The 12,348-nt window shown below is 49.3% G+C and carries 8 protein-coding genes and 1 pseudogene; 3 read left to right on the top strand and 6 right to left on the bottom strand.

Features of this window, described 5'->3' with window-relative positions; genetic code table 11:
* Nucleotides 1-421 precede the first annotated feature (421 nt).
* Nucleotides 422-2,644 carry a ferric-rhodotorulic acid/ferric-coprogen receptor FhuE gene (fhuE, locus tag ACR8BN_RS19775; protein WP_434747758.1) on the bottom strand — a complete coding sequence of 741 codons (2,223 nt, stop codon included), beginning with the start codon at nucleotides 2,642-2,644 and terminating at the stop codon, nucleotides 422-424.
* A gap of 443 nt (nucleotides 2,645-3,087) precedes the next feature.
* Here fhuE and pagP point away from each other — a divergent pair, with 443 nt between their 5' ends.
* A complete protein-coding gene (pagP, locus tag ACR8BN_RS19770) occupies nucleotides 3,088-3,657 on the top strand; it encodes a lipid IV(A) palmitoyltransferase PagP (protein ID WP_137228096.1) in 570 nt (189 codons plus the stop codon).
* Nucleotides 3,658-3,675: 18 nt separating this feature from the next.
* Here pagP and ACR8BN_RS19765 read toward each other — a convergent pair whose 3' ends face one another.
* Nucleotides 3,676-4,782 carry a tyrosine-type recombinase/integrase gene (locus tag ACR8BN_RS19765; protein ID WP_039389914.1) on the bottom strand — a complete coding sequence of 369 codons (1,107 nt, stop codon included), beginning with the start codon at nucleotides 4,780-4,782 and terminating at the stop codon, nucleotides 3,676-3,678.
* Nucleotides 4,783-5,090: 308 nt separating this feature from the next.
* On the opposite strand from ACR8BN_RS19765, the gene ACR8BN_RS19760 reads away from it, so the two are divergent.
* Nucleotides 5,091-7,265: a TonB-dependent siderophore receptor gene (locus tag ACR8BN_RS19760; protein ID WP_115758116.1), complete on the top strand. Its 2,175-nt coding sequence runs from the start codon at nucleotides 5,091-5,093 to the stop codon at nucleotides 7,263-7,265.
* 82 nt (nucleotides 7,266-7,347) lie between these two features.
* Here the strand turns inward: ACR8BN_RS19760 and ACR8BN_RS19755 are convergent, their stop codons facing one another.
* Complete coding sequence (locus ACR8BN_RS19755; RefSeq protein ID WP_083069716.1) at nucleotides 7,348-8,457, bottom strand: SDR family oxidoreductase; 1,110 nt, start codon at nucleotides 8,455-8,457, stop codon at nucleotides 7,348-7,350.
* Between the two features lie 1,145 nt (nucleotides 8,458-9,602).
* Here ACR8BN_RS19755 and ACR8BN_RS19750 point away from each other — a divergent pair.
* The gene (locus ACR8BN_RS19750; RefSeq protein WP_010247042.1) at nucleotides 9,603-9,824 is read left to right on the top strand and encodes a hypothetical protein; all 222 of its coding nucleotides are present in this window, start codon (nucleotides 9,603-9,605) and stop codon (nucleotides 9,822-9,824) included.
* A 313-nt stretch (nucleotides 9,825-10,137) separates the two neighbouring features.
* On the opposite strand, the gene ACR8BN_RS19745 is transcribed toward ACR8BN_RS19750, so the two are convergent.
* From ACR8BN_RS19745 to ACR8BN_RS19735, 3 genes and pseudogenes are all read right to left on the bottom strand, one after another.
* Nucleotides 10,138-10,395: a hypothetical protein gene (locus ACR8BN_RS19745; protein WP_405083319.1), complete on the bottom strand. Its 258-nt coding sequence runs from the start codon at nucleotides 10,393-10,395 to the stop codon at nucleotides 10,138-10,140.
* Between the two features lie 644 nt (nucleotides 10,396-11,039).
* Entirely contained in the window at nucleotides 11,040-11,678 is a 639-nt protein-coding gene (locus ACR8BN_RS19740) for a TetR/AcrR family transcriptional regulator (protein ID WP_434747757.1), read from the bottom strand.
* A gap of 171 nt (nucleotides 11,679-11,849) precedes the next feature.
* Nucleotides 11,850-12,160 (bottom strand): annotated as a pseudogene (locus tag ACR8BN_RS19735) (antibiotic biosynthesis monooxygenase).
* Nucleotides 12,161-12,348 lie beyond the last annotated feature (188 nt).

Raw genomic sequence — 12,348 nt, 5'->3', positions numbered from 1 at the left:
CTATAATCCCCGGGAACCGGAAGGGAGATTATGCCATGTATCGTTGTCCAAAATGCGGCGCGTCAGCCCGAACGCGCAACAGTGAATATCTTGATAAAAAGGTCTCGCCTATCATCAGTGCAACAATCTTTACTGCGGGATCACCTTCCGCATGCTGACTGAAGTCGATGCCATCATCACCGAATCAAAACCCGACTTCAGCATTCCGATCCCGGCAAAAACATTCCCTAAAAATCATTACGGCGATAATCAGATGTGATTCACTCCTGCTCAAAGGTCTAAGCCCCGCAATGCAGGGCTTTTTGTTAGCGTGGTCGATATGTGGACGTTAATTGAAATAAAATCCTTTATTCCATATTGTTGTATAAAGATTCAAAATCCTCAACTGAGGCGTTTTTCACAGGCTTTACAACGACACAAATCAGAAGGTGTAGCTGGCGGTCACTGAGAAGTTACGCGGTTCGCCGTAGACCACAGAGCTGGCCACGTTGGTGTCATACTCTTTGTCGAACAGGTTATTGAGGTTGCCCTGCAGCGACAGATTTTTGTTCACCTGATAACGGGCGAAGAGATCAACCAGCGCATAGCTGCCCTGACGGGCACGCCAGGTGCCATTGCCTTCCGGGCCACCGACATCATTCCAGATATGTGTTTGCCAGTTCACACCGCCACCCAGCGTCAGCTGCTGCAACGTCGGCAGGCGATAGCTGCTGAACAGGTTAAAACTGGTCTGCGGCAGTTGCGGGTTAAAGGTGCTGCCATCGCGGTTTTCCGCAATGTAGCGCGTGCCGCCCAGGGTCATCTGCCAGTTGTCGGTTAATGCGCCGTTGACTTCAAACTCCACGCCACGACTCACCACGCCTTTACGGCCAATGTAGGCAACATCGCCTGAACCCTGAATCGTCTGAGTGGTTGCTTCACCGACATTATTCAGCTCGGTGCGGAACACCGAAATCGAGGTGGTGAAGCGACTGTCCATCCAGTCAGATTTCAGGCCTGCCTCGTAGTTTTTGCCGATAACGGGCGACAGGAAAGCGCCGCTGGCATCGCGATAGTCCTGTGGCTGGAACACCGAGGTATAGCTGGCGTAAGCCGACCAGTTTTCAGCGAAATCATAAATCAATCCGCCGTAAGGGGTGGTGTTATTTTCTTCCATTTCACCGCCTGGCGTTTCACGGTTCCAGTTGGTGTAACGGGCACCGATAATCAGGTGCAGCGGATCGGCGAGCGACAGACGGGTCGCCATATAAGTCGATTTCTGGCGAACCAGCTGGGTGTCGCTGGCAGGCAGACGCGGCGTCCAGGCCGATTCCGGATATTGACCGTTAAACTCGTTGTAGTTGCCCAGCGACTCCGATGAGATATTCTCAAAGGTACTGAAGTACTTGTTATCCTGACGAGTGTAATTGACCCCCACCATCAGCTCATGCTGACGACCCAGCAGTTCATAAGGACCGCTGGCGAAGGCATCAACGGCATCCACTTTGCGTTTACCGGTGTTGTAACCGGTCCCGCCTACCACCGGATAGTTGGCATAGGAAGAGACGCCCGCCCCGGTGTTACGATCGAAATAGCCATCAAGATAGCTCTGCTTACTGTCCAGGCGCATCTCGTTGTGCGCGCCGTTCAGCGTGATGTTCCAGCCGTTATCGAAGTCCTGTTTCAGATTCACAAAGACTTTACGGTTCTCTTTATCGTTGTAGGCCCAGTCAGGTGCGGTGTTGTAGCCGCGTCGGGTATGAATCTGCGTGCCATCGGTGTACCAGCGCGGTGCGCCACCCCACATGGTGGAATCCGTATTGACCTGGCTGAATTCATAGCCGACCGAAAGCGTGGCAGAGTCAGTCAGGTCAGCGTCAACCACGCCATAGATGAACTGTTTTTTGGCACCGTAGCGCTCTATGAAGCTGTTGTTATCCTGCCAGCCGGCGATCAGCCGGCCACGAACATTGCCGGAGTCACTGAGCGGAGCCGAGAGATCGGCCACGTAACGCTGCTTATTCCAGCTGCCGTAACTGGCGGAGACGGTGCCGCCGAACTCTTTACTGTCGGCGTGTTTGCGCACCATATTGATGGCGGCTGATGGATTGCCCGGTCCGGTTAACAGCCCGGTCGCTCCGCGCACCACTTCAACGCGTTCATAGAGCGCCATATCGGTCTGCGCATCGCCCAGGTTCCAGCGAGCGGCAAAGGCAGTAGGGATACCATCGACCATGTAGTTGTCGATCATAAAGCCGCGCGCATAGTAGTTGGTACGATCCATATCACCACTGATACCACGAATACCGGTGGTATTTGCGAGCACATCATTCAGTGACTGGAGTTGCTGATCGGCCATACGCTGCTTACTGACGATGCTGACTGACTGTGGGACATCACGTACGGTGCCCAGCATTTTAGTGCCCGCACGGGTAACCGGTACGCTGTAATCAGTGGCGGGCGAAGCGGCTACGGCATCATCGGCTGACGCGCTGACCGTCATAGTCTGGTTATCGCTGGCAGCGGGTGTGCCGGTCTCTGCGGCATGAGCAGCGTTATGCGCCAGCGACGAGGCGACGATGACAGCCAGCAAGGAGAAGCGGAATGGACGTTGCAGAGCAGAGGTGCCCGTCGCCCCGGGGTGTTGAAGATCGAAAGCGTTCATTAATTCCTCAATTATCTTATGTTTTTATGCTGCCACTGTCACGACCATGCTTCCTGCGGACATCGCTGCCCTGCTTATGGTTTGAGGAACCAGAAACCTTTCCCTGAGCGCATGCGCGCGGGTGTGATGAACCTCTAAAACAAATGAGAAATATACGCATTGCGATTATCATTGCAAGATTTTGTTAGCAAACAATACGAATTTTTTCAGGGAATTGTCTGCGCGTGAAAGGCTACCTGAAGTTGATAAAGGCAGGGAGGCATTTATAGGGTCAGCACGCCTGCTGACTTGTCAGAGAAAGAGGGCTGCTGCATCATTATTTGATAAAGATAAAATCCTGTAATGGCCGTTCATTGAACTGTAGTTGTCACTCCTGATGCCACAATATCTGCCTTAAATCTTTTATCACCTTATTTAACACCAGATATTGCAGGAATTCGTACGTGCGCAAAATTTCAACACTTATAACGCTGATAACGACCACCGTTTTCAGTGTTTTTTCAGTCCACTCCGCCACACTTGTGGAGACCGTGAGTGCGGGCTGGGATAATTTCAGTGATAAAGTCGCCACAACCTGGCAGCAGCCTGAAGGTTACGACTTTTATCTGCCCGCAATTACCTGGCACAACAGGGCCACTTACGATCGTGAACACATCAATAAATATAATGAAAGACCCTGGGGCGCGGGCGGAGGTATCTCCCGCTACGATGAAAAAGGGAACTGGAACGGCATCTACTTAATGGCGTTTAAGGACTCCTTTAATAAATGGGAGCCATTTGGTGGCTATGGCTGGGTGGCAACATGGCGTCCGCTGGCCGACCAGAATTTTCACTGGGGTGCGGGTTACACGGCGGGCTTTACCGCACGGCACAACTGGGATTATATTCCTGTGCCTGCACTATTGCCGCTGGCCTCTGTCGGCTATGGCGCTCTCGATTTCCAGATGACCTATATTCCCGGCACCCATAACAACGGCAACGTCTATTTTGCCTGGCTGCGCTACCATTTCTGACAGTTGCCGATATAAGCGTTAGCGTGACATCGCCATGACCGAGAGATCGTCCAGCGTGAGGGTTTCGCCATCATAGCGATGACGCAGCAGATGGTAACTTTCGCATCTAATAATCTGCTCAACCGCGTTCGAAAAGATAGTCATGGCGCTGCGCATCTGGCTCAGATAGTCATGGGTGTCATAGACCCGATCGATTCCTTCCAGCGCATGGTTCATGATTTTTCGGGCGACGTCATTAGGCGTGTCGAGCGCTGAGAGCTTTGAACGCGCAGTCCTGCGCAGATCGCGCGGGGTAAACGCCTCCAGTCCCAGCCCACGGGGAGCGCGGATCATCCGGCGAAGTGCCTGATTCAGCGCGCCTTTTGACAGCGGCTGTTGCGGATCGCGTGGCGCGGGCACCAGCCAGGGTGAGTCCGGATCGGCGGCGCGCAGCAGTGCTTCGATGCACAGACGCATTAGCGGTGAAATGGGCAGCACATGCTCCCGCTGCGATTTATTGCGCGTACCCTGCATCCACAATCCTAATTGCAGATCGAACTCCGCTTTCTGCGCCTGCACAATTTCATCCGGCCGCCGGGCGCTGACCAGACATAAACGCAGCGCCCAGCGCGCCTGTTCCGAGAGCGCCCAGTTATCCAGCCCATGCCAGAACACCCAGATCTCGGCATCGGTGAGTTGCCGACTGCGCGGCGGCGTAGCACGACCCGCGACATCACGCTTTTTCATTGAAGCGATGGGTGAATGATCGAGATAGCCCTGCATCTCGGCCCAGGCGAGAAATTGTTTAGTCAGCGCGAACACCCGCCGCGCCTCCTCTTTTTTACCGTCGGCGATCAGAATGTTATAGAGCCGGTTAAGGCGTAAACGGTTCAGCGTTTTGAGTGGCTGCGAACCGATGTTCGGCAGGACATGTTTCAGCAATGAGGAGATAGCGATCTCAGGACGGCGCCGGCTGATCAGCAGCGAGAGTTTTACCCAGACCTTCATGACCTGCTCCACCGTGCCTTCATCGCCAAAATTATCCAGCTCGCTGAGCGAAGCCTTTTTAACCTGCTCCAGCCAGATCAGTACATGGCGGCCTACGTGGGCTGAACGCGCAGGGATCTGTGTCAGATCTGGGGTCACATTTATACCTGTTAGTCACTGAAGAGCGGGCCATTCTATCCATTGTTTATCTGTGACTCCAGACCTAATAAGTCTGGAGTCATAAAGACGCGTTTTCACGAAATCTGAGGAAGTTTTCGGGTGATGACCAACAAGTAAAACTACCGTTACTTCCCTCTCCTGGCTCACCGTTATGGCGAATAAATAGCCCATTGTTAGGGAATGTAAAGGTGGCTTACCGCGATATACAATGATAACTATTATCATTATCATACGCATTTGCTTACATACCTTAATACTTCAGGGAGATTTTCTAAGTGAATGTAACCATGCGTGTCCATAAGCGCCCTGTTGCGCTACTGCTGGCCGGTTTATTGAGTACCTCTGCTAACGGCGCTAATCAGGAAGAGACAGAAAAGCTGGCTGATGATGAGACGATGCTGGTCACCGCTGAACAGGAGCTGAAACAGCAGCCTGGCGTTTCGGTGATCACCTCGCAGGACATTGAGAAAAACCCACCGGTCAACGACCTTTCCGACATTATCCGTAAAATGCCAGGCGTAAACCTTACCGGCAACAGCGCCAACGGCGTACGCGGCAACAATCGTCAGATCGATATTCGCGGCATGGGGCCGGAAAATACGCTGATTCTGATCGATGGTGTGCCGACCACCTCGCGCAATTCGGTGCGTTATAGCTGGCGTGGCGAGCGCGATTCCCGCGGTGACTCAAACTGGGTACCACCAGAAATGGTTGAACGGATTGAAGTGATTCGTGGACCGGCGGCAGCGCGTTACGGTTCCGGCGCGGCCGGTGGCGTGGTTAATATCATTACCAAACGCCCGACCAATGACTGGAGCGGATCGCTGTCGCTTTATACCAACCAGCCGGAAGATGATAAAGAAGGCGCAACCCGCCGCGCTAATTTTAACCTGAGTGGTCCGCTGGCGGGCGATGCCCTGACCATGCGGCTCTATGGCAACATCAACAAAACCGACAGCGATGCTTTCGACATTAACCAGTCGCACAATGGTTCTGCCGCCGCCGGTCGCGAAGGTGTTCGCAATAAAGACATCAACAGCGTGCTGTCGTGGAAGATTACGCCATTACAGGTGCTGGATTTCAGCTACGGATACAGCCGTCAGGGCAACATCTACGCCGGTGATACCCAGTACAGCAACGGTGCCGGTAATGCCTTGATCGAATCTCTGGATGGTTCAGAAACCAACCGTCTGTATCGTCAGACCTGGGGCCTTGCGCATAATGGCATCTGGGACTGGGGACAATCTAAGCTCACCTTTAACTATGAAAAAACCAATAACACCCGCCTGAATGAAGGCACGGCGGGTGCGGGTGAAGGCCGGATCAACAGCAATACGTTCTCAACCAGTCGCTTTGAAAGTTACCGGGCTGGAGGCGAAGTCAGCTTCCCGCTGGAACTGCTGCGTGAACAGACCGTTACGCTGGGAGCCGAGTGGAACCGTGATGAGCTGAACGATCCAAATTCAATGAACGGCACCAGTGCGCCTGGCGTATCCATCGATGGTGTCAGTGGTGATGCGGGCAGCCGCAACAGTAAAAACAGCGCAACGCTGAGCTCACTCTATTTTGAAGATAATATTGCTGCGACCGATAGCACTGAAGTCATCCCCGGTCTGCGCTTTGATTATCACGACACCTTTGGCGCGAACTGGAGTCCGTCGCTCAATATTTCTCAGGCTCTGGGAGAAAGTTTTACCCTGAAAGCGGGTATCGCCCGTGCGTTCAAAGCCCCTAACCTTTATCAGTCCAGCGAAGGCTATTTGCTGGCGACGCGGGGAAATGGCTGTCCGATCAACGTTACCCGTGGCAGTTGCTATCTGCTGGGTAATGAAAATCTCGATCCTGAAGTCAGCATCAATAAAGAGCTGGGTATCGAGTTCAGTCAGGATGGCTATATTGCGGGTATCACCTGGTTCCGCAATGACTATAAAAACAAAATCGTCTCCGGGACGGAAGTATTGGGTTACGCCTCTAATGGCAACAATATCCTGCAATGGAGTAACGGTGGCAAAGCGGTAGTGGAAGGTCTGGAAGGCAATGTCACTATCCCGCTGGTCAGTGACGAGCTGGAGTGGCGGACTAACGCAACTTATATGATCGAGTCGAAGGATAAAAAGACCGGTAATCCGCTGTCGATCATTCCTGAATACACTATCAATACGATGCTGGACTGGCAGGTGACGCAGGATTTCTCCACTAATCTGAACTGGACAATGTATGGTCGTCAGAAACCACGCCAGTATGCGGAATCCCGCACAGAAAACAATTCAATGTCGAATCGCGAAGTCGGCGCTTATTCAGTGTTTGGGGTCAATTTTAATTATGACATCACCAAAAATCTGCGTGCTAATGCGGGTATTAATAACCTGCTGGATAAACAGCTATATCGCGAAGCTGATGGTGCATCAACCTATAACGAACCGGGACGCGCATATTACGCGGGTCTGACAATGACATTTTAAACGACTAAAGCGCTTCCGGCTGGAGGCGCTTTTTTTGCGGTTAAATACTAACCTTCATTTTTTCCCGGGCTTCTTTTTTTAACTACTTAAAATCAACCTGCATCAGCTCGGCAATCGTTGAATCACGTGTCGTCAGTACGCAGCGATCCAGATAATCAGTGAATCTGGAGGGCTTGTTCATGCCAAGTTGCAGCAATTTGGAATTATCAAATACCACATTGAGGTTTGAGAAATGACCATAGAGGTTCATTGCGCGCAACATAATCCTTTCGTTGCAGGGACCAAATAGATCCTTAAACGTTCTTCTGCTGTCAGAAAGCTGTTTAAAAGACACCTTCTGGTAATTAACGCCTAGTGCCCTGCTCCCTGATGCTTTGGCCATCGCCTCATCAATTTCTGCAAACGTCACACTGCTCTGTGTTCCGGCAGAAATATGAATCACCTCATTGATGACCTCTTCTGCATCAAGAAGCAGAACCAACGCTTCCGCGCAGTAATCAACCGGAACCACGTCAATACGATCGTCGAGGTCGCAGGTAAACTTCCCCAATGCCAACACCATCCGGAACACCCAGAAAATACTGGCTGAAGGCAGACACCCCTGATCGGAATGACCTATCACAATCGACGGCCGGGCAATAACCAGTGGCAATCCAGGCAGCTTCTCTGTCATCAGCTTTTCAATTGAGGCCTTACTCCAGGTATACTCAACAATATGCTGCTCCCGATGGGATCCTGGCTCACGTTCAGTGACCAGCGAGCCGGGTTCAGGCGCACATGACATTGCGGTGCCAACGTGAATAAATTTTTTCAGGCCCGCGACACGACTCATTCGTTCGGCAAATTGAAATGTTCCGTCAACATTCACTTTCCAGATAGAGGGATTATTGCCAAAAGAAGCGACGGCCGCACAGTTAATCACGTGCGTAACGTCATTAATCCGCGGGTCAGTAATAAAGTTTTCCGTCAACGCCAGGTCGCCCAGGAGAATATTTTCCTGGGCTATCATGTTGATTAGTGACTCATTTAAACCAAAGTTTTTCAGGTTTGCTTTAAGCCGTCTTAATCCCCCTTCAACGCTTTCGTCCCTGACCAGCAGCAGCAGGCGATCTTTAACTCTGTTCTGCAATAAACTGGCTACGACTGCCCCGCCTAAAAAACCTGTTGAACCGGTAATGAGTATATTTTTCATGAGAGTGCCATTCGACCTGGTTGATAAAAGGAAAGCATTAACAAATGTTTCACGAATAGGAAGAATCAAAACGATAATTGAATAGTCTGGGATAAATAAGTTTTGATCAGCAACCTGGAAAACTCAGGTGATTGCTGAACCCGACACTAACACGTCTCTAACTTATCAGGCAGTAAACCAGACCCTTACCAGGCTGATAATTATCGCCAGGCTCAACAATACTGTAATTATTTCAGTAAAAACCATTCATTTATATTTTGTTTATATTCAGGAAAAGCGGGGGAAGCATCAAATATATTTACCCCGCTGGGTTCAGCGTCTGATTTGAACAACTTTACCCATTTGGGAGCAAGCTTTATTTATAATTTTTTTCCGTGAACTTAGTAGGATTTTTATAAATGAATTTAATTAAGAATTTATTAAGGACGAATCAGGATGCAGATAGTGGCTGCAACTTAAACAAAGACTATTAAAATAATTAATCCACACCTTTGTTTAGCCTGCGTTTAATTATTACTAATTAAGCCCTGCCCGCCGGGAAATAGTTCTCTCCCAAACCTTTCTGCGTTCTGTGACATTCCATTACAGGTTAATGTGCCAGGGTACAGGCAGGTGATGTTTACCTTATTGAAGAGTGCACCACTCTGCTTTGCTCCGGCAACAGGTATGATTTTGTATCAACCCGATGCCGATAGCTTCTTTGGATATGCAAACGATGAGTGTACGGGTGGAGATCCGACTTCAGCTCAGACAACATGTGGCGATTTGGTTTTACCTGTCACTCTCGTTCGTATCTTTGTAGAGAAACAAAGTTGAGGTGGGTGAATGTTAAAACTATTAAGCTGGTACCGGGCGGGAAGTTCAGTTGCGAAGAGCAGTCAGGAAAGTACCTGATACTCACTCTGGCCTGACAACAGTATCTGTTGTGCCGAAGGAAAACATTCTCATGATAACTGATCAATTCATAACAATGGCGAGCCAGTCAGCTGATTAAAAGCAGGACAACCGGCCTCCTTATTGCGTGAAAAGCGTAACGACAGGTAACTAATGTCGTGATTCCTGTATCCCGGTCAGCGAAACACCCCAGAGTGCGGCTATGCTCTGCTGAGTTCAACCTGCAACTATAACTACCAGGATATTAAGTGATGAAAAAATTATCAGTTATTGTTATTGCTACCGGACTGTTTCTGTCGGTGAATTTACAGGCTAATGCCCAGGGATGTCTGAAGGGAGCCGCAGTAGGCGGCGTCGCAGGTCATGTTGCTCATCATGGTGTGGCCGGTGCCGCAGCGGGCTGCGCAGTCGGTCATCATATGGCGAAGAAAAAACAGAAAGAGGCTGAGCAAAATCAGCAATCTCAAAAATAAGCTGAGGCTGTAGCACCGATGTAAATCAGCTGATTACCGGGCAATGTGATGTCCGGTAATCGCTGAGTGATAACCATCCTGAGTCTGTTGACTCACAAAAGTACGGCGAATTAAGGGCAGACGGTTACGGTAATAATGATTTATCAAAAACTAATGCCTGTATAAGTAAATGTAATAGCAGGTAGACTGCGTTTTAGCATGATTAATCCGCGATATTAATAGCAACAGACTTAAGCGATGACGGGTTATTCAGGAAATTTACTTAGCTTACCCTTTCGCTCTTCCCGACTATAAGATTCAGACGCTAAATTTTTTAAGCGTTATGACTATTACGCCAGTCATCAACCATTTCCTTTGAGACTTCTTTTTTATAACAGACAGGTGCATATCCGCCCTGCTTGCTCCATGCGCTTCGCCTGCCACAGCTACTGCCATTGCGTGCTGCGTTAAAAGGGCATGCGCAGACACCAGGATAGGCGGCGATTGAATCTTCGATGATGAGCTGACGGATTTGATCATCGGACTGCTTCGATGTTTTAGCTTCAGATGCACTAACCCAAAAAAGAGACATGGCCAAAGTCAGAGAAACGACGATTTTGCTGTTATTCATGATTCCCTCCAGAAGTGAGGAGGATAGCTTAATGCACTGCAATGTAATGCAATGCCTGGAATAAGAAGCATTGCATCGCCTATTCTGGCAGATGCTCCCTCACTACAAGCCTGCCCCTGTTATAGTGAGCCAGAGAGTGATTTTATAACAGCCCAAACGGAAGCTTTCCTGAGAACTGCCAGAACGGCTAGCAGGCATATTAGTCTTTTTGAAGGTTCACTCCTCATCAGGCTGGGCGTGGACTTGTCTATTTAAGGTGTTTCAGGACTGAAAAAGTCGTCAGAGTAGCCGATAGATTCATCTCCTCCTTCTCATCAAGAGCAAGGCCTTTTGAGCGGGACTTCCAGTCTCAAATGCTTTGAATTTCTATTACTTACACCAGCTACTAAATTCAAATAATCTTTAATGATCACTATCATGCCAATTCTATGTAAGTGACCAGTAATCTGAATAAGGTATGCCTATTTTTAATTCAGACAGTGGAAAACGCCTTTTAAAAAAATGTCCTTTATCGAACCAGTCGCACAATGCCATGCCATCTGCATATTCAATTACCACCATTATTCTCCTTCTTTTTTTTCGCCGAACAATGGTGCCCACTTCAATCATGCGGATGCCTTAACCGCACTATTGCCGGTTACGTCATGGTTGTCTGAAAGTATCGTTCTGACAATGAAGTCATTACTTTTTCTCAGATCTCCAATCTCTGGCTGGAGTTTTCCATATATCCGCATACCTTCCAGCATCATGAAAATGCTTTGAGCCATGACTCGCGCATCTTCATCCTGGCGAAATACCCGCTGATCCTGGCCTCTTTTTAAGATATTCTCTAACTCGTTAATTAAGAAGTTAAATTTACAGGAAACTTTGCCTTTAACCTCTTCGTCTCCGGGTAAAAGCTCGCTGGCTGCCGCAATAGTAAAGCACCCTTTCTCTCCGGCAGGAGCAGATGATAACTGAGCCACAAATTCCAGCGTTTCTCGTAATGCAGCTTCTGGCGACATTTCTGCATTTCGTTTCACTGTCCTTGAAATGCCTGCATCCATGTATCGCTGCAAAGCAGCCAGGTAGATAGCGCGCTTATCGGGATAAAGTTTATAGATGCTGGCACTTGCCAGACCCGATGCTTTCATAAGGTCAGCCATAGATGTTGCCTGATATCCCTTCTGCCAGAAGCATTCAAGTGCGGTGTTGAGGAAGGTCTCTGGATCGAATTCTCTGGGTCTGCCTGCTGATGCTTTCATAAGGTTCTCCTGTGCTGACGATTGATTGTAGATCGATCAATCTACAATTAAAAGGCTTTATCTAAAACTTGTGTTAAAAGTCATGCTTTTCGTCTGATAAAATTTAATGCTGAGTCAGCGGACAAACACAGGTGAGTGATTAGCCGCCTTCTGGCGGCGGCAGGCAAATACTTATAATGGGATTACAGTCTGGACATGATGCTGAAAAACGTAGGGATCTGATAACAACTCATATTGTTCATCATCCGGATAGGTAACGGCAATCTGATACTGGTCGCCTGCAAAGGCTTTGATGGCTTCTGAATCTTCCCAGTACGTCGCAAGGAAGAAATGCTCCCACTCGCCCTGGGTTCTCTGCGTACATAGGCTCCCAGATTTCCTGGCGTCGCTACTGAATGTTCAACACCGGTCTTCTGCAAGTGAGTTGCAAAGCCTTCGGCATGCCTGGCCGGTACGCATCCGTGCCATGTTCTGACAATCATGTTGCTATCCTCATGTTGTTGAAGAGTTTTAACCTTAACATGACAATGCAGGAACACGGACTCGTTCTATGGGGGTGTAAGATGGAATTTTAATAAATTGCGTACCGGCTAGATGATCATAAACAGAGTGTCGGGCATACAAACAATCGCCCATTTTGATCATCATAAAGCTCATGCTTTTTGTCTTA

Source organism: Pantoea sp. Lu_F5_004 (assembly GCF_051136245.1).
GTDB lineage: Bacteria > Pseudomonadota > Gammaproteobacteria > Enterobacterales > Enterobacteriaceae > Pantoea > Pantoea agglomerans.
Note: the sequence above shows the minus strand (reverse complement) of the source record. Positions and strands in the feature narration are given on the sequence as shown.

What these genes read in the sequence shown, in the direction of transcription:
- ACR8BN_RS19745 (WP_405083319.1), bottom strand. Translation starts at nt 10,395, where the DNA reads ATGTCTCTTTTTTGGGTTAGTGCATCTGAAGCTAAAACATCGAAGCAG.
- ACR8BN_RS19760 (WP_115758116.1), top strand. Translation starts at nt 5,091, where the DNA reads ATGCGTGTCCATAAGCGCCCTGTTGCGCTACTGCTGGCCGGTTTATTG.
- ACR8BN_RS19740 (WP_434747757.1), bottom strand. Translation starts at nt 11,678, where the DNA reads ATGAAAGCATCAGCAGGCAGACCCAGAGAATTCGATCCAGAGACCTTC.
- ACR8BN_RS19750 (WP_010247042.1), top strand. Translation starts at nt 9,603, where the DNA reads ATGAAAAAATTATCAGTTATTGTTATTGCTACCGGACTGTTTCTGTCG.
- fhuE (WP_434747758.1), bottom strand. Translation starts at nt 2,644, where the DNA reads ATGAACGCTTTCGATCTTCAACACCCCGGGGCGACGGGCACCTCTGCT.
- ACR8BN_RS19755 (WP_083069716.1), bottom strand. Translation starts at nt 8,457, where the DNA reads ATGAAAAATATACTCATTACCGGTTCAACAGGTTTTTTAGGCGGGGCA.